The 25627-nt window shown below is 62.4% G+C and carries 23 protein-coding genes and 1 tRNA gene; 12 read left to right on the top strand and 12 right to left on the bottom strand.

The window, feature by feature from the left end; all coding sequences use genetic code 11:
* Nucleotides 1-4 precede the first annotated feature (4 nt).
* From DA075_RS04665 to DA075_RS04630, 8 genes are all read left to right on the top strand, one after another.
* Entirely contained in the window at nt 5-1117 is a 1113-nt protein-coding gene (locus DA075_RS04665) for a carbon-phosphorus lyase complex subunit (RefSeq protein WP_099952223.1), read from the top strand.
* Nucleotides 1114-2016 carry an alpha-D-ribose 1-methylphosphonate 5-phosphate C-P-lyase PhnJ gene (locus DA075_RS04660; RefSeq protein ID WP_099952222.1) on the top strand — a complete coding sequence of 301 codons (903 nt, stop codon included), beginning with the start codon at nt 1114-1116 and terminating at the stop codon, nt 2014-2016. Before DA075_RS04665 ends, DA075_RS04660 begins: the two co-directional genes overlap by 4 nt.
* Entirely contained in the window at nt 1994-2479 is a 486-nt protein-coding gene (locus tag DA075_RS04655; RefSeq protein WP_232386295.1) for a GNAT family N-acetyltransferase, read from the top strand. Before DA075_RS04660 ends, DA075_RS04655 begins: the two co-directional genes overlap by 23 nt.
* A complete protein-coding gene (gene phnK, locus DA075_RS04650) occupies nt 2476-3249 on the top strand; it encodes a phosphonate C-P lyase system protein PhnK (RefSeq protein ID WP_099952221.1) in 774 nt (257 codons plus the stop codon). Before DA075_RS04655 ends, phnK begins: the two co-directional genes overlap by 4 nt.
* Nucleotides 3246-3950: a phosphonate C-P lyase system protein PhnL gene (gene phnL / locus DA075_RS04645; RefSeq protein ID WP_099952220.1), complete on the top strand. Its 705-nt coding sequence runs from the start codon at nt 3246-3248 to the stop codon at nt 3948-3950. Before phnK ends, phnL begins: the two co-directional genes overlap by 4 nt.
* 10 nt (nt 3951-3960) lie before the next feature.
* Entirely contained in the window at nt 3961-5097 is a 1137-nt protein-coding gene (locus tag DA075_RS04640) for an alpha-D-ribose 1-methylphosphonate 5-triphosphate diphosphatase (protein ID WP_099952219.1), read from the top strand.
* Nucleotides 5097-5630 carry a phosphonate metabolism protein/1,5-bisphosphokinase (PRPP-forming) PhnN gene (gene phnN / locus DA075_RS04635; RefSeq protein ID WP_099952218.1) on the top strand — a complete coding sequence of 178 codons (534 nt, stop codon included), beginning with the start codon at nt 5097-5099 and terminating at the stop codon, nt 5628-5630. Before DA075_RS04640 ends, phnN begins: the two co-directional genes overlap by 1 nt.
* A 174-nt stretch (nt 5631-5804) precedes the next feature.
* A complete protein-coding gene (locus tag DA075_RS04630; RefSeq protein ID WP_099952217.1) occupies nt 5805-7343 on the top strand; it encodes a CYTH and CHAD domain-containing protein in 1539 nt (512 codons plus the stop codon).
* Between the two features lie 27 nt (nt 7344-7370).
* On the opposite strand, the gene rlmB is transcribed toward DA075_RS04630, so the two are convergent.
* Nucleotides 7371-8210: a 23S rRNA (guanosine(2251)-2'-O)-methyltransferase RlmB gene (gene rlmB / locus DA075_RS04625; protein WP_099952216.1), complete on the bottom strand. Its 840-nt coding sequence runs from the start codon at nt 8208-8210 to the stop codon at nt 7371-7373.
* Between the two features lie 128 nt (nt 8211-8338).
* Here rlmB and DA075_RS04620 point away from each other — a divergent pair.
* Nucleotides 8339-8414 (top strand) — tRNA-Glu (locus tag DA075_RS04620).
* Between the two features lie 97 nt (nt 8415-8511).
* Nucleotides 8512-9624: a DUF6538 domain-containing protein gene (locus DA075_RS04615; protein ID WP_099952215.1), complete on the top strand. Its 1113-nt coding sequence runs from the start codon at nt 8512-8514 to the stop codon at nt 9622-9624.
* Nucleotides 9625-11652: 2028 nt separating this feature from the next.
* Here the strand turns inward: DA075_RS04615 and DA075_RS04610 are convergent.
* The 6 genes from DA075_RS04610 to DA075_RS35735 all read right to left on the bottom strand — a co-directional run bounded on the left by DA075_RS04610 (nt 11653) and on the right by DA075_RS35735 (nt 20193).
* Nucleotides 11653-12336, bottom strand: coding sequence for a recombinase family protein (locus DA075_RS04610; RefSeq protein ID WP_099952214.1), 684 nt, complete (start codon nt 12334-12336; stop codon nt 11653-11655).
* Nucleotides 12337-12816: 480 nt separating this feature from the next.
* Nucleotides 12817-13323 carry a hypothetical protein gene (locus DA075_RS35750; RefSeq protein ID WP_123834145.1) on the bottom strand — a complete coding sequence of 169 codons (507 nt, stop codon included), beginning with the start codon at nt 13321-13323 and terminating at the stop codon, nt 12817-12819.
* A gap of 700 nt (nt 13324-14023) precedes the next feature.
* Nucleotides 14024-17368, bottom strand: coding sequence for a DEAD/DEAH box helicase (locus DA075_RS35745; RefSeq protein WP_123834143.1), 3345 nt, complete (start codon nt 17366-17368; stop codon nt 14024-14026).
* 2 nt (nt 17369-17370) lie between these two features.
* Entirely contained in the window at nt 17371-18108 is a 738-nt protein-coding gene (locus DA075_RS35740) for a hypothetical protein (protein ID WP_123834141.1), read from the bottom strand.
* Nucleotides 18109-18541: 433 nt separating this feature from the next.
* Nucleotides 18542-19165, bottom strand: coding sequence for a recombinase family protein (locus DA075_RS04595; RefSeq protein ID WP_099952212.1), 624 nt, complete (start codon nt 19163-19165; stop codon nt 18542-18544).
* A gap of 524 nt (nt 19166-19689) precedes the next feature.
* On the bottom strand, nt 19690-20193 hold the full coding sequence (locus DA075_RS35735; RefSeq protein WP_123834139.1) for a site-specific integrase: 504 nt from the start codon (nt 20191-20193) through the stop codon (nt 19690-19692).
* A gap of 110 nt (nt 20194-20303) precedes the next feature.
* On the opposite strand from DA075_RS35735, the gene DA075_RS35730 reads away from it, so the two are divergent.
* Nucleotides 20304-20507: a hypothetical protein gene (locus DA075_RS35730; protein ID WP_123834137.1), complete on the top strand. Its 204-nt coding sequence runs from the start codon at nt 20304-20306 to the stop codon at nt 20505-20507.
* On the opposite strand, the gene DA075_RS04590 is transcribed toward DA075_RS35730, so the two are convergent.
* Together DA075_RS04590 and DA075_RS04585 are read right to left on the bottom strand one after the other, a co-directional pair.
* Entirely contained in the window at nt 20495-21427 is a 933-nt protein-coding gene (locus tag DA075_RS04590; RefSeq protein ID WP_123834135.1) for a hypothetical protein, read from the bottom strand. The two genes, DA075_RS35730 and DA075_RS04590, sit on opposite strands and share 13 nt — an antisense overlap.
* A 1108-nt stretch (nt 21428-22535) precedes the next feature.
* A complete protein-coding gene (locus DA075_RS04585) occupies nt 22536-22721 on the bottom strand; it encodes a hypothetical protein (protein ID WP_099952210.1) in 186 nt (61 codons plus the stop codon).
* A gap of 32 nt (nt 22722-22753) precedes the next feature.
* Between DA075_RS04585 and DA075_RS35725 the strand changes: the two genes are divergently transcribed.
* Nucleotides 22754-22969 carry a hypothetical protein gene (locus DA075_RS35725; RefSeq protein ID WP_123834133.1) on the top strand — a complete coding sequence of 72 codons (216 nt, stop codon included), beginning with the start codon at nt 22754-22756 and terminating at the stop codon, nt 22967-22969.
* Nucleotides 22970-23343: 374 nt separating this feature from the next.
* Here the strand turns inward: DA075_RS35725 and DA075_RS04580 are convergent, their stop codons facing one another.
* The 3 genes from DA075_RS04580 to DA075_RS04570 form a co-directional block, all read right to left on the bottom strand.
* Complete coding sequence (locus DA075_RS04580) at nt 23344-23910, bottom strand: site-specific integrase (RefSeq protein ID WP_099952209.1); 567 nt, start codon at nt 23908-23910, stop codon at nt 23344-23346.
* 53 nt (nt 23911-23963) lie between these two features.
* The gene (locus DA075_RS04575; RefSeq protein ID WP_123834131.1) at nt 23964-24287 is read right to left on the bottom strand and encodes a hypothetical protein; all 324 of its coding nucleotides are present in this window, start codon (nt 24285-24287) and stop codon (nt 23964-23966) included.
* A 214-nt stretch (nt 24288-24501) separates the two neighbouring features.
* A complete protein-coding gene (locus DA075_RS04570; RefSeq protein ID WP_099951685.1) occupies nt 24502-25593 on the bottom strand; it encodes an IS5 family transposase in 1092 nt (363 codons plus the stop codon).
* Between the last annotated feature and the right edge of the window lie 34 nt (nt 25594-25627).

The raw sequence follows: 25627 nt of genomic DNA, 5'->3' as shown, positions 1-25627 counted from the left end.
CGCCATGTACGTGGCCGTGAAGGGCGGCGAGGCCGCCATCGCCAATGCGCACCGGCTGCTCGCCGAGACCCGCCGGGGCGACACGAGCGTGCCCGAGCTCTCGGTGGCGCAGATCCGCGAACAGATGGCCTTGCTGGTCGACCGGGTGATGACCGAGGGCTCGCTGCACGATCCCGACCTCGCCGCCCTCGCCCTCAAGCAGGCCCGCGGCGACCTCATCGAGGCGGTGTTCCTGGTGCGGGCCTACCGCACCACCCTCCCCCGCTTCGGCGCCTCCGAGCCGGTCGAGACCGGCGCCATGACCTTACGCCGGCGGATCTCCGCCACCTACAAGGACCTGCCCGGCGGCCAGGTGCTCGGCCCCACCTTCGACTACACCCACCGGCTGATCGACTTCGCGCTCGCCGCCGAGGGCGAAGCGCCTCCGGCCGGAGAGGCCGAGCCGCTGGCGGATGCCGCCCACGCCCCACGGGTCACCGATCTGTTGGGCCATGACGGCCTGATCGAGCCCTCCGCCCCCGACGACGGCACCCCGCCCGGCGACCTCACCCGCGAACCGCTCGACTTCCCGGCCGACCGGGCCTTGCGGCTGCAAGCGCTGGCGCGCGGCGACGAGGGCTTCGTCCTGGCGCTCGGCTACTCGACGCAGCGCGGCTACGGCCGCACCCACCCCTTCGTCGGCGAGATCCGGGTCGGCACGGTGGCGGTCGAGTTCGTCCCGGAGGAGCTGGGCTTTGCCGTCCCCCTCGGCGAGATCGCCCTCACCGAGTGCCAGATGGTCAACCAGTTCCACGGCAACGCCGAGGTGCCGCCCCAGTTCACCCGCGGCTACGGCCTCGCCTTCGGCCAGAGCGAGCGCAAGGCGATGGCGATGGCCCTCGTCGACCGCGCCTTGCGTGCGGAGGAACTCGGCGAGCCGGTCGGCGCCCCGGCGCAGGACCAGGAATTCGTGCTCGCCCATTGCGACGCGCTCCAGGCCACCGGCTTCGTCGAGCACCTGAAACTGCCGCACTACGTCGATTTCCAGGCCGAGCTGGAGCTGGTGCGGCGCCTGCGCGCCGAGCACGCCGCCCGGCACGCGACGCCTGAGACCGAGATGAAGGAGGCCGCGGAATGAGCGCCGCCACGCCTGAGACCGGCTACAACTTCGCCTATCTCGACGAGGGCACCAAGCGGATGATCCGCCGGGCGATCCTCAAGGCCATCGCGATCCCCGGCTACCAGGTGCCCTTCGCCTCCCGCGAGATGCCGATGCCCTATGGCTGGGGCACCGGCGGCGTGCAGGTCACCGCCGCGATCCTCGGGCGGAGCGACGTGCTCAAGGTCATCGACCAGGGCTCGGACGACACCACCAACGCGGTCTCGATCCGCGCCTTCTTCGCCCGCACGGCGGGGGTCGCGGTCACCACCCGCACGCGCGACGCGACCGTGATCCAGACCCGCCACCGCATCCCGGAGGCGCCGCTGCATGACGGCCAGGTGCTGGTCTACCAGGTGCCGATCCCCGAGCCGCTGCGCTTCCTGGAGCCGCGGGAGACCGAGACGCGCCAGCTTCATGCCCTGTCCGAGTACGGGCTGATGCATGTCAAGCTCTACGAGGACATCGCCCGCCACGGCCACATCGCCACCACCTACGCCTACCCGGTCGAGGTGGCGGGCCGCTACGTCATGGACCCCTCGCCGACCCCGAAATTCGACAACCCGAAGATGGACGATTGCCCGGCGCTCCAATTGTTCGGCGCGGGGCGCGAGAAGCGGATCTATGCCGTGCCGCCGCACACGCGGGTCCGGAGCCTCGATTTCGAGGACCATCCGTTCATGGTCCAGAGCTTCGACAGGCCGTGTGCGCTCTGCGGCGCCGAGGGCGTCTATCTCGACGAGGTGCTGCTCGACGATGCCGGCGGGCGGATGTTCGTCTGCTCCGACACCGACCATTGCGAGGAGCGGCGGGCTCAAGGGCATGTCGGGACCGGCGGGGTCGAGGAGACGGCGCATGGCCGACCCCGCAATGGCTGAGGCCGTCATCCGCCGCGCCGGCACGCCCGACCTGCCGGCCGTGCTCGGCCTCTACGCCGAGCTGAACAACGCCCGGGTCGCGACCTTGCCACAAGCCGAGGCTCTGCTCGCGCGCCTCGACGCCTATCCCGATTACGGGCTCTACGTGGCGGAGATCGAGGGGCGCATCGTCGGCACCTTCTGCCTCGTGATCCTCGACAACATCGCCCATTGGGGCACGCCCTCCGCCCTCGTCGAGAGCGTGGTGGTGGCAGAAGCCCAGCGCGGCACCGGCCTCGGCCGGCGGATGATGCGGGAGGCCGGCCGGCTCGCGGCCGGGAAGGGCTGCTACAAGCTCGCCCTGTCCTCGAACGTCGACGCCAAGCCCGCGCACCGCTTCTACGAGAGCCTCGGCTTCGAGGCCTACGGCTACAGCTTCCGCCTGGATCCCCCCTTCACCGGCGACACGGAGGAGACCGCATGAGCGACGCCCTGCTCCAGGCCCGCGGCCTGACCAAGCATTACGGCGCCCGCCTCGGCTGCGCCGAAGTGTCCTTCGATCTCGATCCCGGCGAGGTGCTGGCGATCGTCGGCGAATCCGGGTCCGGCAAGTCGACGCTTCTCTCGCTCATCGCCACCGAGCTCCAGCCCGATTCCGGCAGCGTCTCCTACCGGATGCGCGACGGGGCATTGCGCGACCTCGGCCATCTCTCGGACGCCGAGCGCCGGGCCCTGATGCGCACCGACTGGGGCTTCGTGCGCCAGGACGCCCGACAGGGCCTGCGCATGGCGGTCTCGGCCGGCGGCAATGTCGGCGAGCGGCTGATGGGAGCCGGCGCCCGCCACTACGGCACCATCCGCGGCACCGCCCTCGACTGGCTGGCCAAGGTCGAGATCGCCGCCGACCGGGTCGACGACCCCCCGACGCGGTTCTCCGGCGGCATGCGCCAGCGGCTCCAGATCGCCCGCAACCTCGTCACCGGCCCGCGCCTAGTGCTGATGGACGAGCCGACCTCGGGGCTCGACGTCTCGGTCCAGGCGCGCCTCCTCGACCTGATCCGCGGCCTCGTCGCCGAGCTCGGCCTCGCCGTCATCATCGTCACCCACGACCTCGCGGTGGCCCGGCTCCTGTCGCACCGGGTGATGGTGATGCGGGCCGGCCGGGTGATCGAGACCGGCCTCACCGACCAGGTGCTCGACGATCCCCGTGAGCCCTACACCCAGCTCCTCGTCTCCTCGGTGCTCGCCGCATGATGCCCGCCCTCGAATTCCGCGACGTGGCCAAGACCTTCACCCTGCACCTGCGCGGCGGCGTGCAGCTGCCGGTGATGGCCGGGGCCGACCTCGCCGTGCACCCGGGCGAGTGCGTGGTGCTCGGCGGGCCCTCGGGGGCGGGCAAGTCCTCGCTCCTCAAGATGGCCTACGGCAATTACCGCTGCGACCGCGGGCAGATCTGGGTGCGGGACGGGGAGGACCGCATCGACGTCGCCGCGGCCTCGCCCCGGCAGGTGCTGGCCTTGCGCCGCCGCACCATCTCCTACGTGTCGCAGTTCCTGCGGGTGATCCCGCGGGTCGGCGCCCGCGAGGTGGTGGCCTCGGCCGGCCGCGAGGGCGGTCTTCCGGCCGAACTCGCCCTCGCCCGCGCCGAGGAGCTGCTGTCCCGCCTCAATCTCCCTGAGCGCCTGTGGGACCTGCCGCCCGCGACCTTCTCGGGCGGCGAGCAGCAGCGGGTGAACATCGCCCGCGGGCTGATCGCCGAGCGGCCGATCCTGCTCCTCGACGAGCCCACCGCCTCCCTCGACGCGCAGAACCGCGCCGTGGTGGTGGAGCTGATCCGCGCCCGCCAGGCGGCCGGGGCCGCGCTGCTGGGCATCTTCCACGACACCGACGTGCGCGAGGCGGTGGCGACCCGGGTGGTCGACGTCACCGCCTTCGCCCAGAACCGTGCCGCCTGAGGGCTCTCCCATGCAAGACCGGATCCTCGAGAACGCCACCCTGGTGCTGCCCGACCGGGTGCAGCGCGGCTGGCTCGCCATGGTCGGCGGCCGCATCGCCGAGATCGGCGAGGGCCGTGCGCCCGAGCGCGGCCTCGACCTCGACGGCGACCACCTGATCCCGGGCCTCGTCGAGCTGCACACCGACCACCTCGAGAGCCACTACGCGCCCCGTCCCAAGGTGCGCTGGCACCCGCTCGGCGCCGTGCTCGCCTACGACGCGCAGATCGCGGCCTCCGGCATCACCACGGTGTTCGATTCCCTGCGCGCCGGCAGCGATCCGGACGGCAGCGGGCTCGGCCCCGAGCTGATGCAGCTCGCCGGAGCGATCGCGACCGCCAAGGGCGCCGACCTCTTTCGCGCCGAGCACCTGACGCATCTGCGCTGCGAGATCCCCTCGGCCGACGTGATCGAGACGGTCAAGGATTTCACCGCGCGCTACCCCGTCGGGCTGATCTCGCTGATGGACCACACCCCGGGCCAGCGCCAGTTCCGCGACATCGAGAAGTACTATACCTATGCCACCCGCGGCGGCCGCTCGATCGTCGAGATCCAGGCCAACACCGCCATGAAGATCCGCGACGGCGAGGCCTTCAACGCGATCAACCGCCCGGCTCTCGTCGCGCTCGCCCGCCAGCAGGGCATCGCGCTCGCGAGCCACGACGACACCACGCTCGCCGACGTCGACCTCGCCAGGGGCGAGGGCGTGCGGCTCGCCGAGTTCCCGACCACGCTTCAAGCCGCGCAGGCCGCGCGCGCGGCCGGCATCACCGTGATGATGGGCGCGCCGAACCTGATCCGCGGCGGCTCGCATTCCGGCAACGTCGCCGCCGAGGCCCTGGCCCGGGAAGGCCTGCTCGACGTGCTCTCCTCCGACTACGTGCCGGCGAGCCTGATGATGGCGGCGTTCAGCCTGCCGCAGCGGGTCGGGAGCATCACCCTGCCGGAGGCGATCGCGACCGTCACCGCTAACCCCGCCCGGGCCACCGGCCTCGACGACCGCGGCGCGATTCGGCCCGACCTGCGCGCCGACCTCGTGCGGGTGCGCCTCGCCGAGGGCGTGCCGGTGGTCCGCCAGGTCTGGCGCCAGGGCAAGCGGGTGGCCTGATGGGCGACGGCGGCTTCGTCCTCGTCGTCGGCCCGAGCGGGGCCGGCAAGGACACCCTCCTGCGGCTCGCCCGCGAGGCCCTGGCGGGCGAGCCCCGCTACGTCTTCCCGCGCCGCCTCGTCACCCGTCCGCCCTCGGCGCACGAGGACAACGAGCCGATCGGCGAGGAGGATTTTTCGGAGGGCGAGGCGGCGGGCCGCTTCACCCTGTCCTGGCGCGCGCACGGCCTCGGCTACGCCCTGCCGGGCTCTTGCGCGGCGCTCGCCCGCGAAGGGCACGTGGTGGTCTGCAACGTCTCGCGCCGGGTCGTCGGCGAGGCGCGCCGGCGCCTGCCCGCCGTCACCGTGGTCGAGGTGACGGCACCGCCCGAGGTGCTGGCCGCCCGCCTCGCCGCCCGCGGCCGGCGCGAGGACGGCGATCTCGGGGCGCGGCTCGCCCGCTCCGCCTCGGTCACCGCCGACCTCGTGGTGATGAACGACGGGCCGCCGGAGGCGGGGGCCGCCAAGCTCCTCGCCCACCTGCGGGCGCGCTGAGGCGCTCCCGTGCGGGCGCGCCGAGGCGCGCCTCCCGTCGACGCGCGCCTCATGCCTGACCCAGGGATCGCGGCCCGCTTCCGGCGGCCTTTGCGAAACTTTTCGGCCTCGTCCATGATTTCCGTCGCGCCACCCTCGACGGGGTCGGCCGAACGGGAGATCAGGACCGCCGTGATGAGCGAACCGCGCGAGACCGAGCTGAAGCTGGATGTCGAAGCCTCCGACATCGCGCGCCTGCGGGAGCATCCGCTGCTCGCCGGAGACTGGACCGAGACCGAGCTGACCTCGACCTATTTCGACACGCCGGACGGCCGCCTGCGCGAGGCCGGCTACACCCTGCGGGTGCGCCAGGACGGCGACCGGCACATCCAGACCGTGAAGGCCCGGGGCGGCGGCGGGGTCGGCCTGTTCGACCGGCCGGAATGGGAGAGCGACGTCGCCGGCCCGAATCCTGAGCCCGCTTCCTTCGCCGGCACGCCGGTCGCAGCAATCCTCGACGACGCGACGGAGTTGAACCCCCTCTATACCTCCACGGTGACCCGCAGCGTGCGCCGCATCGCCGATACCGGACCGTCCGGCAGCCGCATCGAGGTCGCCCTCGATCGCGGCCGGGTCTGGGGGCCGGACGACCGCGTCTCTCCCATCAGCGAGATCGAGTTCGAGCTGACCGGCGGCGCGCCCTCGGCCCTGTTCGACCTTGCCCGCACCCTCGGCGCCGACGTGCCCTTGCGGCTGGGCGTGCTGAGCAAGTTCGAGCGCGGCGACGCCCTGATCGGGGGCCGCCTCGGCCGCGCCGTGAAGGCCGAGCCGGTGCCGCTCGACCCGGACATGACGGCCGCCCAGGCCTTCCAGGCCGTGGCTTTGGCCTGCCTGCGCCAGACCCGCCTCAACGAGACCGTGCTGCTCGCGCGCCGCGACGTCGAGGCCCTGCACCAGCTGCGGGTGTCCTTGCGCCGCCTGCGCTCGGCCTTCTCGCTGTTCGGCAGCGTGATCGAGGACCGGCGGGTGCCGGCGATCAAGGCCGAGCTGAAGCGCCAGATCGAGCCTTTCGGCGTTGCGCGCAACCTCGACGTCTATCTCGGCAAGACGCTGCCGCGGGAGCGCGAGCGGCGCCCGGACGAGAACGGCCTCCTGATCCTGGAGCGGCACCTCGAGACCGAGCGCGCGGTCGCGCACGATGCGGTGCGGGCGGTGCTGGAGAGCCGGGATTGGCGCGACGTCCTCCTCGACCTCGTCGCCTGGATCGAGGCCGGCCCCTGGCTCGGCCCCGACAACCCGAACGCGGCGCGGCGCGACGGCCCGGCCAAGGCCTTCGCCACCGAGGAGCTGGAGCGCCGCCGCCGCCAGGTGAAGAAGCGCGGCCGCCACCTCGCCGAACTCGACCCGGAGGCGCGCCACCGGGTGCGGATCGCCGCCAAGAAGCTGCGCTACGGCGCGGAGTTCTTCGCCGCCCTCTACGACGGCAAGAAGGCCGTGAAGCGTCACGCGGTTTTCGTGGAGGCCCTTTCCGACCTCCAGGACCACCTCGGCGACCTCAACGACATCGCCACCGCCCACGCCCTGGCGGCCGAGCTCGCCAAGGGCGCGCCGGAGGGCGCGGTCTTCGCGGCCGGCATGGCCACCGCCGACACCGAGGCGCGCACCGGGCATCTGCTCGCCGAGGCCGCCAAGGCGCACGAGGCGCTGATCGACGTGCGCCCGTTCTGGCGCTGACGGCGCCGCTCCGCGCCGAGGGTGTCCTCAGGCGCGGGGCATCAGGGCGTAGAGGGTGATCGCGGCGGCGTTCGAGACGTTGAGGCTCTGGATCGCGCCGCGGAACGGGATCCGGGCCATCACGTCGCAGCACTCGCGGGTGCGCTGGCGCAGGCCCTTGCCCTCGGCCCCGAGCACCACCACCAGCGGCGCCTTCGGGCCTACCGCGTCGAGGGTCTCGGGCGCCTCGGAATCGAGCCCGACCCGGGTGAAGCCGCGCTCGCCGAGCTCGATCAGGGCCTCGGCAAGGTTGCGCACCACCACGAACGGCACGTGCTCGAGCCCGCCCGAGGCGGATTTGGCGAGCACGCCGGTGACCGTCGGCGAGTGCCGCGCCGTCGTGACGATGGCGGTGACGCCGAAGGCCGCCGCCGTGCGCACGATGGCGCCGACATTGTGCGGATCGGTGATCTGGTCGAGGGCGAGCAGCACCGCGTCGTCGGGCAGCGCGTCGAAGGCCGGGCCGGCCAGGGGCTCCGCCTCGAGATAGAGCCCCTGATGCACCGCGTCCGGCCCGAGGAGCCCGGTGATGGCGCCGGGCTTGACGATCTCAGGGGTGATGCGCAGCTCGCCCACCTCTTCGGCGAGGCGCAACGCCGCGTTCTCGGTGGCGAGCAGCCGGCGGATGTCCCGCTTCGGGTTGCGCAGGGCCTCGGAGACCGGGTGCCAGCCATACAGCACCGTCAGCCCCTCGCGGTCCTCCCGCTCCTCGCCCCCGAACCGGCGACCGCCGCCGCCCTTGCCGGGCCCGCCTCTGCCGAACCCGCCCTTGCCCTGGCCCTGCCCGCCCTTCCAACCGCCCCCGCGCGGCGCCTGCCTCGTCGTCATCCGTCGTCCCGCCCGCGTTCAAGGCCCAACCAAGCGCCGACAAGACTGAGCCCTTGTCCCCCGTCAAGCCCATCAATCCGGTTGCCCTCCCGGCAGAACCCGACTATAGCTCCCCTCGCCCCGCACCGGCGCCCTTCGTCTAGCGGTCTAGGACGTCGCCCTTTCACGGCGAAAACACGGGTTCGAGTCCCGTAGGGCGCGCCATGCGGGCGTAAGTCGTTGATACGGCTAAAACTCTGTGACAATCAGTGCCTTGTGAGCCGCCGGTCCTACAAACCGGTGCTACAAACCCATGGCACGAATGACCTACCGTATCCCGGACCGTCACGGCACCTTCTACTTCCGGCGCATCATCCCGAAGGCACTGCGGCCCTTCATGCCGGCCCCGTGGACGGGCAAGACGGCTTGGACGAAAAGCCTCGGCACGAAGGAGGAGCGGAAGGCCAAGTTGCCCTTCGCACGCTGCCTGTCGGACTGTGAGGCGGACTTCGCGCTGGCCGAGCGTGCCATGCGCGGCGAGCCCATCCAGGCGCCACGAAGCACCCCCGCGCTGCCCTCCGATGCTGATATTGAAGCCGAAGTCTTGGCTGGTCTCCTCGCCGCCGATGAGCTGGAGCGGCAGGAAGGGGACGCACGGCGGCAGCTCCAGACCGCCGAGGAGCGGGCGCAGTGGCCCGACTTGGCGAAGCTGAAGCCCCGCGGGATGGCCGAGGATCACCACCACGTTCTCGGCGGAGAGCTTGAGGCCCAGCACGCCGCCTACCGCAAGGCGCTGGCGCGGGTAGACCCCGAGATCGTGGACGGCGAGTGCCGTGCCTTCCTCGGCAAGCACGGGCTGCCCATCGATCCCACCTCCGACGCCTACCACGCGGTCGGCCTCGTGATCCTCAAGGCCCATGTGCGGGCCTACGGTCTCCTGTTGCAGCGCCACGAGGGCGAGCTGGTCGAGACCCCCGCCCCTCCTATCCCGTCCGCTGCCAGCAAGGGCCCGAAGCTCTCCGAGGCGTTCGAGGCCTGGAAGGCGGGGAGCGGTGCCCGGGGTGGCAAGAAGCCGTCCGACCGGACCCTCCTGGAAGCCTCCTACGCCGTGCGCCGCCTGGCAGAGTGGCATGGTGACATCCGCCTGGGCGACCTCACGCGGGAGCTGGCCCGGGACTTCCGGGATGCGCTGGCGACGGTACCCACCCGCCTCCCCGACAACCTGAAGCGGCTCCCGATGCGCGAGTTGCTGGGCAGGGACCTCAAGGCCTACCCCCCGGTTCACGCCGCGACGGTCAACAAGACCCTCACCATTCTCGCCGCCATCATCAGCCACGCCGAGCCCCGTAGCCAAGTCGCTATGCGGGTGCTGGTTGACGCAGATCACGTTGGCGGGCGGCAGCGGCGGAGGCGACCACTCGCCCTCGATCGGTAGGCCCAGCCACCAGAGCTTCCGAGAGGCAGCCTCGCGGGCGACTCGAAGCACCTTCTGGTTGACGCGCATCAGAGGAGCGGCCGGCACTGGCCCTGCGTTGCTCACGGCCAAATAGGGAAACGACATTCGCTCAGTCCCTCAACAGGCTGACTTGCTGACACTCAGATGTGAAAGGGAAGGTCGCGCGATCCGCCTCACGCGAACGCCTTATGAGAAAACCCAACGGGGCATGTCAAGCGGCAAAACAAATAAAATATGACCTCTCAGAAAGAAAAATGAGCTGTGTGCGGGGGTGGTGAGCTAGTTGGTGGTTCGTGAGGGGGGGTTAGTGGGGGGGCCTTGGGGGAATATGCTGTAGTAGGGGTTAAGGGTGGGGATTGATGCTATGAACCCCTACCTGTTGCCCGGGACCAAACTTGGGGTCGGGTGGGCGTCACCTGGGGACCTGGTGGGAAGTGACTTGGTGGTCACCTCCGGGCTGTCGTGATGCCCCCTGGTGGCTGCCAGGTAGGCTCCCGTGGTCACCTCATGGTGTTGCCCGCGCTGCCCCTGGTGCTCCTCAGGTTGCCATCCCGTGGCCTATCTCTCTCATGGGTTGGTGGCGTGGGTAGCGCAGTGCTGGGACTTGAGGGGGAGTGCCCCCGGGGCTGCCCTGTGATCCCCCCCTGGCAGCGAGTCATGAGGGTGGGCAGGGTGGTTGCCGAAGGGCGTCCTCTGCCCCCGAGCCCCCCCCTCGCGTTGCATGGGGCAATGGTGGTGCCGGGGTGGTGCCCATGGTCGAGGCCAGCGCTGGCATGGGAATGGCTGTTGGGTCCCTCATGCCTGGGGCGTAGGTCCACTGGCCTGGCCTCAGGGTGTGCGGTAGTCTCGCGGGCAAGTGCGAAGGTTGCTAGGGTACTGCTCCGGCCCCTCGCCATTCCAGTGGAAGAAGACTGCCTGATGCGCATCAAAGCCGCCCTTGCGCTCGCGCTCGCGCTCACTTCGGCGGCTCCGGTGGGTGCTGAGCCCCCCAACGCAGCCGAGAAGGCTGCCCTCAATGCCCACGTCGCATGCGCCAATCGTGCAATTTTGGCGCTGGATGACCGTGTCTCAGATGCTGCCACGATAGCAGGGGCAGCCTTGCTAAGTTGCGAGAGGGAGGAAGCCGCGATCATCCGCGCCTTCACCGCGGGTCTCCGGTCAGACCAAGTAGCGCAGGTAGCAGCTTCGACGCGCAACACTTTGGTGGGGCTCGTCACCCAAGCTGTGCTCCGCCAGCGCCGTGCATCTCGCTGAGCCAGCACGATGCCGCCTCCTGTCTCAGAAGGCTGAGCGACCTGACCGAACCTGTGCGCCTCTGCATCTCAAAAGCCTCGCATGCAGCTTCCCCAACCACACCCGCAGGCCCCTGCGGCCTGCCCCGGCTTGGCGGCAACCTGATGCCCGCGTACGCCCCCTCCGGGTGCCGGGCTGCCGCCTCTTCGTGTCTGCCACAGGTGGGGAGGACTCAGAGGCACTAAGGCAAGGCGATTGTGGGCGGCTGGTGACGTGAGCCGACATCAAATCACCCCCGCGACGTAGCATGGTCAGCGCCTACTACGAACACCTCCCTGAGCAGGCAATTTTCAACTACTTCTCGTATCCGCCCGTATAACTATCTAAAACGGTTCCGCCCTGTCGAAGTTCTAGGCAAATACGAGTACGATCCGGACCTGGAGAAAACGCTTTAGAGGTGTCTCTCCAGGTGTAGTTGACGACAAGCTCCAAGGGTCCAAATTTCCCAGTGTAATCCTGATCGATTCCAGCAGACCCCTTATCGGGCTGCTCCGCCAGACCGGCCCTGCTAACAGCCGCTCGCCACGCGCCATCGCTCTGAGCGGATGACGACGCATCGATTGCTGCACGAATGGTTGTGATTGCCTCAATAATCTTCATTTCTTCCTCATGTGCGCTTTCGCCCGCGCCAAGGTCTTATTCTCCCAAGTCTCCCGTCGCGCAAGAGCTGCCTTAGGCCTCCTGAGCCCCCCGTGCGGTGGATCGTCTGCTTGCTCACACCGCCACCCTCGCAAGAGCCCGCTTCACCGCTGTGGCGGTCCAAGACCCATTCCCCCGTGGCGTCGGTTGGCCCATCTCATTGAGGCGCCGAGCCAGCTCGCTGAGGCCCACCACGCCATCCCCCTGCAACCGCTCCAGGACCGGCAGCACGGCGAAGGCCTTATGGTCCGCCTTCCGCTGCCATACCGCCGCCGCTTTGGCTCTATCCTCGGCCGTGGGCGGGGCCTCTGGCCGGTAACCCCGGTCGCCCCCGAGCTTCTTCCCCCGCGCCTTGGCCGCCGCCAGGGCTGCCTTGGTGCGCTGGGAGATCATCTCCGCCTCGTGCTCCGCGAAGGCCACGAGGATGTGCACCATCAGCCGGTTGGCGTCTGGGAAGTCGCAGGCCCGGAACTCAACCCCGCTGTCTTTCAAGCTCGACACGAAGGCCACATTGCGGGCGAGGCGGTCTAGTTTGGCGATGAGCAGCGTCGCGCCGGTCTTGCGGCAGCGCTCGATGGCGGCCTGGAGCTGAGGGCGATCGGCCCGCCTCCCGCTCTCAACCTCGACGTAGGGCGGCTGGAGCAGCACGTCGCTGGGCCGGAGGTGGGCCTGGATGGCGGCTAGCTGGGCTTCGAGGCCGAGACCGGAGCGGCCCTGCTTGTCGGTGCTCACGCGGCAGTAGGCAACGTAGGTGGTCACGGCGGCGGCCCTCGGTGGTGCTCGCTTTAGGCTGAGTCCGGCGACTCGCTGTGTCAATGCCCATCAGGGCTCGATGATGTGTAATGACAAGAGCAGCCGATGGCGTGGCTGGTGGTCGGTTCGGTGCTCGGGCAGCGGCCGAGGGGCTTGGTGGCACGGCGCGAGGATAGCCTAGGGCCGGGCACGCGGCTGGCCTAGCGATGGCCCAAGGTGCTGGGCGGCAGTGCTCCTCCTGGCGCGGGAGGGCCAGCCTCAGGGTGGCACGGCGCCGACTCGGCGGCTGGCTCACGGAGAGGACCTCGTCCGGGCTCGCGTTCGCTGCGGAGGGCATGGGCGGGTCGGGGTACGGGGGGAAGATCTGATCCGCCCGTGCGAGGGTGAGGCCTCAGGTGGGTGACCCCTTGGGTAAACCGCGAGTCCGATTAGGCGGCGCACTTCCCATATCTAGATCCTGCCGCCGGCTGATGTGTGCAGGCATCGTCAGCTCGTGATTCTGCTGTACGCAGAGGCCATCACGATGAGCCGGCCGGCCACAAACAGGCAAGCGCCCACAACTGCCAGGATCCTTCCGAGCTTAGCGCGACGGTGCAGGGTCCGCAGGAAAAGGTAAAATGCGACGAATAGCGCCGGCCCAATGACTACGGAGGCAACCGAAGCAAACATTATGGACTCGCTCCGCGGAACGTCAAAGCCGAGAAGTGCTGCGATGCCAAAGCTGACAATGATGACTAAAATCATGGCGGAAGATGGCGGTACTGGTCCAAACTCCCGATCGAACCAGACACTGCGAAACCAATCATTAAGGCGTCCCATTCGCGCGAAGAGTGCTTCTAAGCGGCTCCTCCCAATCACCTCGGGGGTCACCAGGAAGAAGGCCACTAGTTCTAGGATGGCAACAAACAGTTCCAGTCGGGGCGGCATTGCAATCTCAGAGGCGGCGTAGGCGAATCCATCTTGCAGCAGTTCAGCACCAAGCGGCAAAGGCAAGGGACGCCCCCTCCCCGCCCGCCTTGCATCTCCAGCGCATAGGTCCTACAAAGCTCAGACCTCCAGCGCCTCCAGCGCATTGATTTTGTTGCAGAATTAGCGCCGGCCGCCGTTTCCCGTAGGGCGCGCCAGCGGGTTTTTTCGTTGAGTCACAGTCACTTAGCGAATCGCCTATCCGAATTAGGATAAGGCGTTAGGATAAGCAGCTTTTGGCGGTTTCGAAAATCGGGCACGCCCGAAGTCTCTTAGTCTGCTGGATTTTCGGTTTCGGCCCGCTCGCTAAGCCGGGCGCAAACTCTCGATCGTGGCCCGTTGCGCCCGCCCGTGGCGTGTCCCTAAGCCCGCACGCCGATTAAGCGGCTGCGCACGGGAATAGGACCCATGAACGAGAGTTCGGGGCGCAGGACCACCGAGTCCTTTGGTCGCTGGGTTCGCGACCGTGCCGAGAGCACCGCCTATCGCGCTGGCTACGGCTGCTGCGTTCGTCGCCTCTTTGAAATCTGGCGACACGGACACTGACCAGTACCAGCGCTTTAAGCTCAGATTAAATCGGCCCAGCCGATGGCATGTGCGACCATCACACGATCCGAGGCCAGAAGCCTCGCCCATCGCGACCGGGGCGACGAGACCGAAAGCCACCTCGACCGCCAGCAAATGCTCGTACCACCGCAAATAGATGATGAAACTCCAACAATGCATCTCACGCAGGCTTAATCTTATCAAGTAATCCCTCAACGCCTCCGTATTTACCGATTAGGCCCTTGATCTTCCAGTAAATTTGCGAACGATCTACATCAAGTCGAGCATTGATAAGCTCTCCCGACGATATTAAGAATTTTTCAGCCAAGTGTATCTCGACCCGTGACAGTTGGTTTTTGACAATTGACGCAAGGATGATTTGCTCGACAGATGTGAAACCGTACCTTATAGCTGAGCCTGCCATTGAGATTGCTTCGGCTCTAGCTACGCCGCTTTCAGTGTCAATTCTTAGTGCAGATGCGATTTGCGAAAGAACGGAAGCTCCAAATCCAATATCAGACACCATGTTAAGTACAAAATTTCGTGCGGTGGGCCAATCTTTTTGCATTTTACGAGGCTTATTCTTATATATTTTCTTAAAATTGTATACAGTCGGGAATATAGTTCGTTCAATGTCGCCGATCGTTTTTCCAGAGCACCAAGCGTAAATACCTTTTCTGATTACTTCGCGAGCATGATTTATGAAAATATCTGCGTCCACTCCCTCGATTTTGACGCCGAACACCCTTTCGACATTCTCAAGACGAATGACATCGAATAAATGGAGACGCTCACAAGTTAGGCAATCAATTACTATCTTGATTACATCCTCTACATATAATGTATCCGGCACCCAGCGCGTATTGAATTCTTCCTCCAATGTCCTTACCGCTAAAACAGGAAGTCCGGCATGAGCAGCGATTTGATCCCGCCAACCAAGAACCAATGGATCTACTGTTTCCGTCAGCAACATCGCAGCTAATGCGGCTCGTTTAACAGGCCATTCAATATCGCCTTTTCTACGAGCCCTAAACGCGCCGAGTGAGTTAGCAATAAAACCGCCCACTACTCCCTTCTCATCAGATTGTAGAGAAAGCCTTAGACGATAAAGAGCATGTTGGAAATCGCGTGATTTTCGAGCGCTTTCTACTTCGAGTTTATCTAATAGTATGCTAGTAAGCGGGTCATCTACATTAAGACAATTGTCGCTTCCGAAAAAAATATTTTTCAAAGAGTCGTTGTTCGACAACGATTTGACATCATCATCTTTAAAGGTGATGACCTTGCCAGGAACAACAATAGAAACACCAGCCGCAGCAGAGCCTGCTCTCCCTGCTCGTCCCAATGCGTTCAGTAACTCGTATACAGGGATATCCTCTCTTCCGGGATCATCAAATGCGTCATCATAACGATCCGTGCCCGCCATTACAACGATTTCGCATGGTAAGTTCAAACCTTGAGCTAAGGTCGAGGTTGCTACAAGTATGTTATATCCACCGGTCCGTCTAAACATCGACTCGGCATAGCTTCTTTCACACGGCAGCATATTTCCATAATGCACTCCTACCTTAGCGCTAAGTGGATTGAGTGGGAAATAGTCGTCGCCGAACTCCGCCATGATTATGCGTTGATAAACAGCCTCTTCCGGTGTAATTTTGGGTACAGTTCGTATAGTTTTCTTATTCAGCATATTCGCGATACTATGAACCGCGACCTTATTTTCAGCAAATACAAGGACTTTTGGATTCAAAATATCCCCTGGAATTTGGGTCGCCGCAGCGATTTCGCCAGCAACTATATTTCTATTGGCTGTTATTCCGTACTTTCCGCGAGCTAGGGTAACATTGTTGGGTAGCAGCGACTGGAGAATAATACTGTTAGGGTCATTAGGATTCCAACCTCTAACGAGATTAAAAACGCCGAAGGCTTCGGCTATTGGACGTTCGTGATGTTGCTGTTTAGCTAAACGGATTTCAGTATCGCGGTACAGAATCGCCGCGCGGGCTTGTCTCGTTGGCTTCCATGGATCTTCAAACGCCACACATGGAAATTTACCAATCGAGTTCAGCCAATCGGCGAGTTCCTGTGCGTTTTTAATCATTGCAGACAGGAGCAACACATCTGACTCTGGGCACAAATCTATAAACGCAAGTAGGGTCAACATTGCGTCTAGCGAACGACGGCTTCCACGACTTGCGGAAGGATGAAGTAAATGGCACTCGTCAAATACTAAAAGTCCTATACTCGAAAAAAATTCTTTCCGAAACGCTATACCAGCTAGACATTGCTCAGGAGTCATCACATATACTACAGGATCAATGTCATCGATAGATATTTCCTCGAATGGATTCGTGGCAATTTGTCCGATGCCTGCAAGGTCGCGATCTAATTCGGTACTGACCTGATCACAGAGAGCATGTGTCGGAGCCAAATAGATTGTAGATTTCTTTTTGAGATAAGTTGCAGTTATTTTCAGTGATGCAAGCGTGCTTTTTCCTGCACCAGTAGGAAAATTCATAACGGCAGAGGTTCCGATATCAAGCAACCCGCCGTCTATCGCTCCTCGGTGGTTGCGCCAGATCAAAGGTCGTCTTTGTGCTAATCTTTTTAGAGATTGTTGCCAATGATCATTTGGCGCTTCATCTGGATCATTGGCTCCGAGTCCGGATGGCAACCTTGTCCGCACTAAAGCTAGTTCACCCAGACCCGATGTAGCAAGAAGTAACAGGCACGCTAGATGGTGAGGTCCCGGTAGAAGAAAATTGGCTCGTCCAAAACCGGGTATTTCGTCTTGTTGCGCAGCAATTGCTCTTACTGTATTGAAAATTCCTTCGGCAGATCCAATTTCTCTTTCACCAAGCATTTCATGAGAAAAATCAATGATTCCCTTAGGCAGCATATAAAATAAGTGGTCTGCGGCTATTTCCTGGAGATCGAAATCTCCCATGTCTTCAACAACTTCAGAGAGACCAACTGTCGTTTCCCATGTCGTTATTGCAGCAAATTGTGCTCTGCACAGCGATTGGACAAGAAATACTAAATCGCTTCTAACTGGATTCTGTTGAAAACCTGAAATACGATCTGCGCTCGCTTGGGCGTCGGCGTGAGATTCTGACGCAAGAAAAAGTAGAGCGGAGACAATATCTGAACTGATAGATCGAGAGCGAATGAAGCTCGCTTTGATTTCTGACGGATTTAACTGCGTGGTGTCGAATATAATTTGCCTACATACACCTGTAACGAAAGCTGCCGCACGATCAACGGCAGCTTCTGATATAATGATTCTCGCTTCATAAGTGTTGGCGATGCGCATTAATCGCCGTACTGTCGCAGCAAGGTGAACAATATCCGGTTCAGGTTTGAATTCCTGACCTCTTAGTTTTAGCCGTATGGCGGCTAGTTCGGCAAATGCTGCGGATAATTCCCTAGCGAGCGCAGAGGGGTCTACGCCCGCAAGGTTTTGCTCCGGGACCTCACGGAGAACAGGGGCTGACGCTATCAAGCGTTCTGTGGTCGGATCAAACATATCTACGCTGCCACCACAGGAGTTTTTATAGCGTTTAATTCATCGATGACGTTCTTCGCAAAATTGCGAAAAAATTTACGAACGTCGTCAGAGGCCATGAGGTGTCCAATTCGCCTGTCTACTGGGCCTAAAACCGCCTTCCCGAAATTTCTAAAAAGATGTTGAGCTCCTGTCTCAGTACAGTGAGAATCTAGACTGGCGAGACTTGCTCGGTATTTACGGTTCTTTAGCCAAAAAGCATCATTTATAAGGTCCTCCCAACCTTCGGGACGATGCATTCTCAATAGTGTTGCCGTTTCTTGAAGTATTTCTTCTGCCTTATAGGAGTCATCGAACTCCATTTCACGGAATTCGGTCATGATTTTAGTAATCAACCCCTCCGGATTTCCTGCTTTATCTTCAAATATAGTCAAGCATATATCATTGTTATCAATGTTTACTAATAGTCCGTCTAATCCTTTATGGGCTTTGATCACATGTGGTGCAGCGATCAGAGCATTGCTTGGCTTTTCCAAGTTGGCGGCAATCCAAGATATAGCTTGAAACAAGAGGCCATCACGATGCCAAAGAGGTGCTTTATCTTCCATTTCCACGGCGGGTGTTAAATATATCTTGCTGATTGCTGAGTCGATGGCCTTGTCAATGCGTGGCGATGTTCCTTTGATCCCTGAAATTATCTTCTCTGCATGGTACGAGGCTCCCGCGACTATATATGCTACCGCTCTCGCGAGTTCGGGCATATCTCTGATAACCCATTGGTGCGCAATGCAATTATCGTTACAGTCTATGGCCACGTGCTCAAGGGGCATGGATGTCCTCTTTGCGAAGCAAAAAGCCGCGCTCGGCTTCTATTGTCGCAGGCGACCAGCAGGTGCAATCACCTCTTGGCCACACCAACGGATTGCGTTGTGCATATGAGACTCGATCACAGCGACCCGGTCCTGACCATATAGCTGGCTGGCTGCGAGCGCCGGCTCGGGAGCTTGCGATGGAGCGCGTCAGCGCGCTGAATGCCAAGTTTGCTGAGTTGACGACTGCGCGGGACGGCAGCAGTGGGTCTGCTGGACCCTTTCCCCTCATTATGGCGTTCGCCGATTCATGGGCCGGGCGCTCCTGCAAGAGGTCCGTGTTCAAACCTCGTCGGTCCCATTCACCACCCCGCGAGCCTAGTACCTACGCTGGCACCTCACCCCGGACTCTCGCCGCGATCTTCGCGACCGTGGCCCGGCTGCACCCTGCCGTGCTCTGAATCTGCGACCACGGGATTCCACTTGCCAGCATCGCAGCGATGCCGGCGTTACGACGGGTGTCCTCCGGGCGTCCCCTATACTTGCCCTCGGCTTTGGCTCGCTCCTGGCCCTGCGCTTGACGGCGGCGGCGGTCGTCGTAGTCCTTCCGCGCGACGGCGGCCAACATGTCCATCAGCATCGCGTTCACCGCGCTCAGCATCCGACCGGTGAAGTCATCCGTGTTCGTGGCCATCGACCAGCTTGTGGGGAGATCGAGCGCCACGATGCGGACGGCCTTCGCCTCGATCTCAGCCCGCAGCTTGCGCCAGTCAGAGTCGGTCAGCCGCGCCAGTCGGTCGATCTGCTCACAAAGACAAATATCTCCGGGTCCAGCATCACGCAGCAGTCGGAAAAGCTCCGGGCGATCCAGCTTGGTCCCGCTCTCGTGCTCGATGTACCACGACGCGATCCGCAGCCCGCGCTCGTCTGCCCACGTCTGTAGCTGCGTCCGAGCCCGATCAGCATCCTGATCCTGTGTCGAAGCTCTCAGGTAGGCCCGGATGTACATCGCGCTTTCGCCTTCAGTCCAGTTTGAATGGTCTGCACCATACTGGTTCGTTTTAGATCTAGAAACAGATCTCATGAACCATCCACATGCTGGTTCAGGAATGGCATACCCAAATCATACCTGCCTCGTCAGACGGCATTGCAGATTATGAGCACACTGCACAAATAGCGCTGGTGCAGACAGGGGCGAAGCCGCGGTGGCTATGCACATCGGATCGTGTTTCGCTCCAAAACCGTGCATATTTCCGCGTATATCTGCGACGAGGGCTTATCTGATCAAGCCGGTGTCGCGAATAGCCACATCACGAGATTCGCGAAGGTGTTTGAATACGTGAACCCGCAACGGGTACATCAAGCGCGAAACGCGCGTCGGCAACGGCTGGCTGGTATGCATTGTGTTCGGTGACCGTACCGAAGCGAAGCTTCTCCGAACTCTATCGTTTAGATGAAAAGGATCTTGGCGTCTCGACGCCTGAGCGTTGTCGCGACAACGCTCAGGCGTCATATTGAAGGGGTTGCTGGGGATCAGAAGCCAATCACATCGACCCAGCGTTTCAACATTGGAACTGGAAAACCTCGCCCATGTCCACGCCACGGCGATTTTTCCTCGTATCCTAAGAGTTCGCACATCAACTCTGAAGGGCAGCCCTCCGCCCGTAACCGGTTCATGGCCCGGTGACGGAGCGAGTGGATAACCTTAGTCTCGCTGAGTATGCCAAGTTCACGAATCCGACTCAGGAGCCGTTTGCCGACGATCCCAGGATCAGCGCCTCCAAATAACGGCTTATTGATCTTGGCTGGAATGTACGGGAGCAGTATATCCGGCAAAGGCATACGGCGATCCGACTGCCTTGTTCTTGTCCGCACGCCCACGTCGATGATCACACATCGAATGCCAGCCTCTTGGAACTCTCGATCGATGTGGAATGCCTCCGTGCGGCGCATCCCCGTTGTCGCCAGGACACGCCATAATAGCTGCTCGTCCGGCTTCAATCGACTGAAGTTTTCCCTCACCAGCGCCATGTCCATGTCTGACATCGGCTCCCGGCGCAGGCTCTGAGTTTTAGTTGGCGTGCTTTGGTGCGACGTTGGGTTGTTCATCGAGTGACCGAAGCCTCCCTGTTCAGATAAATAGGGGTATGAAGTACTTCGAGATTGTCGAAGCGACGGATGCATTCCGTCGCCCAAATTCACCATCGGGAACGAAGCCCCCGCTGACGCCGGAAAAGGCCCGCCGAGCGGCTGAGCGTGATAAAAATGTGCAGCGTCAGATGCGCGACGAGAATCAGCGCCACAACATCAAGGTGGATGACTTACGCCACAAGCTCAATCATGGCTCCTGATTCTCCGAAGAGAAAAGCTTGATCACAGCTTCTTCAGTGAGGATGCCCTCAACATCGACGACGCCGTCCCGGAGCATCTCGCGTGCTCGAAGCGCCTCGATAAGGAACTTGGCGTGTTTGATCAGCCGTATGTCAGTGTAACGCTCGTAGGGGTTGCTCTCGCCGCTCTTGCCCGCCTCCTCCTTCATGTCGAGCTTGAAGAGCCTTACGAAGCGCTCCATCCCTCCGTGGTCCGGACCCCCGTCTTTGACGGGCTCGCGCTTTCTAAACTCCGCCATGACAGTTGCGGACGTGATCCCTCGCTGATCGAGGGCGGCCAGGACGTATCCGAATTTTGAGACCTGCGGGCGCTTCGTGGTCGGAGGGCAGCAGACCCGTGCGAGGCGCTGCAACGGGTTTTTTGGTGGCGTCTTAAGACGGCCGCGCTGGTTGTCGGCATACGCATTAAAGCTTACCCAATCGAACTGGCCATCTATCTCAAAGCTCTCACGGACGATAAGCATCCGGCGAATAGCTTCCTGGCCTTGGGCGTCCACCTGTTCGGCCGCCCGACTATCGAGTCCCGTGTACTGCTTCACTGCGTCAACTGCGTGGGCCACCAGTGCATTGTGATCGACCGGCAGCGCTGTCGCGGCGACGCTGGACGTTTGATCCAACGGCAGGGTGATGATCTCGACGGTCTCAGGATCACGCGCGGCAATTTGCACGTCAGACCGCTGGCTCGCGTCGGACTTCACGCCAGCAATGCGTGCCTTGCTGTCGGAGGGGCCAGCACCCTGTGTGGGTGCTGGCTTCGCAAATGGCACGTGGACGATCTTGGCCTCGTCGGAAGCAGCCGCAGATGCTCCCTCGGGCTGCTGAGTGTTGGTGACTTCGGCGATGTTAGATGGATTTTGGTTATCCGGGTTGTTGTTGCTCATGGCAGATTCCTCACTGTCCACGGCTTCCCTTGCAAGATTTGCTGGGATAATCGTGGTCAATGAGGACCCGTCAGATCCTCATAGAGCACGATTACACCCACTAATTCAGCAGGTTGTAACCGTGGTCCATGAGGACCCGTTTTTACGATCTCATATGTACTCGACCGTACGTCGAGTGGCAAGCGCGCATCGAATTAACGGCATATAGATAGTTAAAAATTTTTATAGAAATCGACCTACCTCCTTCCTGGCACGCTTCCATGAAGGCGAAACACCGACTACAAATTTACTCTTTGAGCCCGAACTCACTTCGTTCATTCTGGCTTCTGCCTCGCGTCACACGCACTTACTGCGCGCGTGCGTGCTTTCGCTCGACAGAGGAGATCCTATAGTCATCATTAAGGAGTGATAAGTCACTGTCTTGAGTTAATCCACACTTCTAATCCCCCCTACACCTCACCATGCTTATAGCCAAGGGTTCCAATGCTTGGCGTCATGATGAAGTGTGGGGGGATGAGGTGTGGGGTACTGTCTTTGAGAGCACCACGTGATCTCGCGCCGTACTCCTCTCGGAGAGCAGGTGGCTGCCCGAACCCTGCTTGTATGCGCGCCTCTCGAAGGCTCAAAACCTTCCAGCGGTTAAGACGGAAAATCCGTCTAGCGCTCTGAATCGGCCGATCATCTTGACCGATCCAGAGTGGGCCGTCGTCGTGTAGACGTTGCGGCCCTCTTAACTCCTGTATCCCTTGGAGCCGCCTAATGATCGGAAGTCCTCTCGGGCCGATCGGGCTTAGTTGGGCGCAGTGCTCGCTGCGATCTCAAGCCCGTCTGCGGCACGACTGGTTACGGCCTTAATTCCGGACGTGAGGGTCAGTCCGGGGCCGGACCTGTGTTCCCCTGAGCATGTACTAATCATGTCTATTCTAATTTATAAGAAAAAACTGATCAATAAAAAAATGTCTCGCCTTACGATAAATATTTATCCCGGCAGGCATCCCGTCTGCCATCCCGGTTATTTAGGAGAAAACACTGAATGTATGGACATCAATTGTTGAGTACGTTCGAGCGTCTGCACGCGCTCGGCCTTACGAGTTCGCGCGCTGCGTTCTCAATACGGTGGTGCGGGAAGGGGGAAGATCTGTTGCGCGACTACGCCAGACACCCGACTGCCAGGGTCAGTCCTTGCGTGGTAACGCGGCTTCGCCAGCGGCTGGGCGAAGCCGCCAAGCTGTTGCCGGACGATCTTGCGGCTCAGATCCATGAAGTCGATGCGGGCGTCGTGCGCGACCTGCACATTGCCGATCTCCTGGGGCGGAGGGCGGTTAGATGAGCATGTTTCGAGTGACGATGATCGTTTCAGACGGCGACCTCGCCAGCCTCGTAAAGGTGCTGAACGCGAGGAGCCGCGACGGTTACATCGAGCGCGAAACACGCGTCGATGGTGGCTGGCTTGTATGCTTAGCGGTCGGCGAGCGTAGTGATGCGGAGCATCTCCGAACTCTGTCGCTCAATTCAAAGGGATGGCCAAGTCTCGACGCCTGAGCGTTGTCGCGGCAACGCTTAGGCCGGTCATCCACCTGCGCAGTGGTCGAGGGCTGGTCACCTGTTGCGGGGCGAGTCCATCAAACTACGGGCTCGGCTTGAGTGTCAAAAATCAATCCGTCATCACCAGCCCAGGGCAAGCCCCGCATGGCGTCGAGAGGGCTGACGCCGTCACTAGTTGAAGCGATCCATGCTAGAGCGATTTCTAACCCATCGTAGCTGGGAGAGAAGGTCTACGAGCGCCCTGTTGCTTACCCTATGCGGGAAATCTCTGCTATCACCCGCATCTAAACCGATTTTTGTGCTGTTTCACAGTCACAGTGACGAACTTTCTTTTAGTCTTGTTCCGGGTGAGGCCGTATGGTCATGGAGGTCTAGTAGATTAGATCGATCCACGGCTTGGTCGTCGCCAACGGCATCTTGCCGTACCGGTCGTGAACGGTCCGCTCCTCGTGCCCGACGATGGCGAGCAAAACCTTCGAGTCTATGCCGTGGCCGTTGATCTTGACTTCCCGCAGCCGGGTGATCCCGCGATGGCGCAGGCTGTGCAGCACCTTCCTCTCGTCCTGAATGCCGAGTTCGCGAATCCGGCGCATCAGCCTCTTGCCGACGTTTATTGGCCCGCGGATCGGGTCTCTGTCGTGGAACAGGCAGCCCGTGATTCGCGAGGGTAGGTAGGGAAGAACCTCGTCCGGGAACGGGATATCCCGCTCGGAGGTCGGCGTCTTGCTGCCGATGGTAGCTCCGCGAATGCCGCTCTGGCGGATCTCCTCGGTGATGTCCCACGCCTCCGACCTCCGCATCGCTGTCGAGGCGAGCAAGACCCACAAAAGCCTCTCGTCGTGGTCGAATGTGTGTAGGTTCGCCTTCACCAGCGCCATATCGTTGTCGTCGAAGTCGAGCCGCTTCAGCGGGTCATCGTTCTCCTTGTCGGGTGCCACGCCCGCGAACGGGTTGCTATCCAGTTCAACGAGTCCCTTCTTGACAGCGAAGTTTATGGCTGCGCGCAGGTGCCCGACCTTCTTCCGGACGGTGGGCCGCTCAAGCTCAGCGACTCGTAGTGGGCGCTGAGCTTGAGGCCGTCCGCGCGCTTGCACTGGCGGAACGGCTTACCGACGAGTTGCTGGAACACTGTGTACACCTCGCGGGCCTCGCGCTGGAGGTGCGGGCTGACTTTGTTCTTCTCTATCCAAAAGTCGATGATCTTGATATCCTCACTGTTGTCAATCGCGCGCTTCGGCGTGACCCGATTAACCGCCTTCGGCCCGGCGAAGCTAAACAGAGTCTCAGGCGGGTTGTCGGGGTCGAAATCCCGCACCACGTCGTATCTTTGGATATTGAGGTGTTTCTCTAGCAGGCTGCTGAAAAAGGGGCTTGTCGCTTTGATGCCTGGCTTGGCGCCGTTTGGTTTGCTGGTTTTCGCCTTGCACCGGCGTTGCGGTGGCTCGTCGTGCCGGGCTCAACCGCTGCGCTGGGGCAGGGTTCGGCTGCGTTGAGCAAGAGGCGGCACCGTTCTGTCGTCAGGCGGTCGCTTACGCTCCGAGGAGTTTTGGCAGCCGCACGAGGTTGAAGGCTGCGGCTGTGAAGGTGAAGGCCATGTCGATCCGCTCCCGCCCGCGGACCCGGATGCGGCCGATCAGGCCGATCTCCTTGCTCCAGCCGAAGCTTTCCTCGATCCGCTTGCGGATCGTCTGGCTGATCGCATAGCCGGGCTGGCGTGTGGTGCGTCCGTCGATGGCGGAGCGGCGTCCCGCCGTGTTGCAGGCCACGTGCGGCGTCACCGCCATGGCGCGCAGTTCGTTCACGAAGTCCGCGGCGTCGTAACCTTTGTCGGCGCCCAGGGTGACGCGGGTGGGACGGTTGGCCCGTTTCTCGATCATCGCCAGGGCCGCGACGCGCTCGGCCTGCCCCGTCGCCTGGGTCACGCAGCCATCGACGATCAGCCCATTGCGGTTCTCCATGAGCGCATGACCCATGAAGCAGAGCTTGGCTTCCTTGCCCTGACCCTTGCGGTAGAGCCGCGCCTGGGGGTCAGTGCTGCTCTGATGAGTGTCGTTGGACAGGCTCTTGCCGCGAAAGTCGACGTCGGGATTGCGCCCGCCTGCCGGGGGATCAGGCGGGTCGGAGGGCGCAATGTCCTTGGGCTTGAGGCTCTTCATCGAGGCCCAAGCCTGGATCAAGGTGCCATCGACGGTGAAATGATCCTGCGACAGCAGCCGCTTGACGCGCGGGATCGCCAGCACGGCGCTCAGGAAGGCGGCGGCCACGCTGCCGCCCAGCAGCCGATCGCGGTTCTTGGAGAAGGTGGAGGCATCCCAGACGGGATCGTCGATGCCGAGGCCGACGAACCAGCGGAACAGCAGGTCGAAGTCGAGGCGCTCCATCAACTGTCGCTCGGAGCGCACGGAGTAGAATGCCTGGAGCAGCATGGCGCGCAGGAGTTGCTCGGGTGGGATCGAGGGGCGGCCAATCTGCGAGTAGATCTCCGAGAACTGCCCGTCGAGCGTCGTGAGCGCCTCGTCGACCAAAGTTCGGATCGTTCTCAGGGGATGGTCAGGCCGAATGCGGCGCTCGAGATCCACGTAGGAGAACAGCGAGCTGCTTCGGAGATCCTGACCACGCACTGAAAACTCTCCCGATGATCCCAGAAGAGTGAAT

It is taken from the genome of Methylobacterium currus, assembly GCF_003058325.1.
In the GTDB taxonomy this organism is placed as follows: Bacteria; Pseudomonadota; Alphaproteobacteria; order Rhizobiales; family Beijerinckiaceae; genus Methylobacterium; species Methylobacterium currus.
Note: the sequence above shows the minus strand (reverse complement) of the source record. Positions and strands in the feature narration are given on the sequence as shown.

Bases quoted from the DNA above. Each gene is read 5' to 3' on its own strand.
- DA075_RS04665 (WP_099952223.1), top strand. From the start codon at position 5: ATGTACGTGGCCGTGAAGGGCGGCGAGGCCGCCATCGCCAATGCGCAC.
- rlmB (WP_099952216.1), bottom strand. From the start codon at position 8,210: ATGACGACGAGGCAGGCGCCGCGCGGGGGCGGTTGGAAGGGCGGGCAG.
- DA075_RS35730 (WP_123834137.1), top strand. From the start codon at position 20,304: ATGAAGTACTTCGAGATTGTCGAAGCGACGGATGCATTCCGTCGCCCA.
- DA075_RS35740 (WP_123834141.1), bottom strand. From the start codon at position 18,108: ATGCCCGAACTCGCGAGAGCGGTAGCATATATAGTCGCGGGAGCCTCG.
- phnK (WP_099952221.1), top strand. From the start codon at position 2,476: ATGAGCGACGCCCTGCTCCAGGCCCGCGGCCTGACCAAGCATTACGGC.
- DA075_RS04590 (WP_123834135.1), bottom strand. From the start codon at position 21,427: ATGAGCAACAACAACCCGGATAACCAAAATCCATCTAACATCGCCGAA.
- DA075_RS35725 (WP_123834133.1), top strand. From the start codon at position 22,754: ATGAGCATGTTTCGAGTGACGATGATCGTTTCAGACGGCGACCTCGCC.
- DA075_RS04615 (WP_099952215.1), top strand. From the start codon at position 8,512: ATGACCTACCGTATCCCGGACCGTCACGGCACCTTCTACTTCCGGCGC.
- DA075_RS35745 (WP_123834143.1), bottom strand. From the start codon at position 17,368: ATGTTTGATCCGACCACAGAACGCTTGATAGCGTCAGCCCCTGTTCTC.
- DA075_RS04630 (WP_099952217.1), top strand. From the start codon at position 5,805: ATGAGCGAACCGCGCGAGACCGAGCTGAAGCTGGATGTCGAAGCCTCC.
- DA075_RS04595 (WP_099952212.1), bottom strand. From the start codon at position 19,165: ATGTACATCCGGGCCTACCTGAGAGCTTCGACACAGGATCAGGATGCT.
- DA075_RS04660 (WP_099952222.1), top strand. From the start codon at position 1,114: ATGAGCGCCGCCACGCCTGAGACCGGCTACAACTTCGCCTATCTCGAC.
- phnN (WP_099952218.1), top strand. From the start codon at position 5,097: ATGGGCGACGGCGGCTTCGTCCTCGTCGTCGGCCCGAGCGGGGCCGGC.
- DA075_RS04655 (WP_232386295.1), top strand. From the start codon at position 1,994: ATGGCCGACCCCGCAATGGCTGAGGCCGTCATCCGCCGCGCCGGCACG.
- phnL (WP_099952220.1), top strand. From the start codon at position 3,246: ATGATGCCCGCCCTCGAATTCCGCGACGTGGCCAAGACCTTCACCCTG.
- DA075_RS04640 (WP_099952219.1), top strand. From the start codon at position 3,961: ATGCAAGACCGGATCCTCGAGAACGCCACCCTGGTGCTGCCCGACCGG.
- DA075_RS35735 (WP_123834139.1), bottom strand. From the start codon at position 20,193: ATGGACATGGCGCTGGTGAGGGAAAACTTCAGTCGATTGAAGCCGGAC.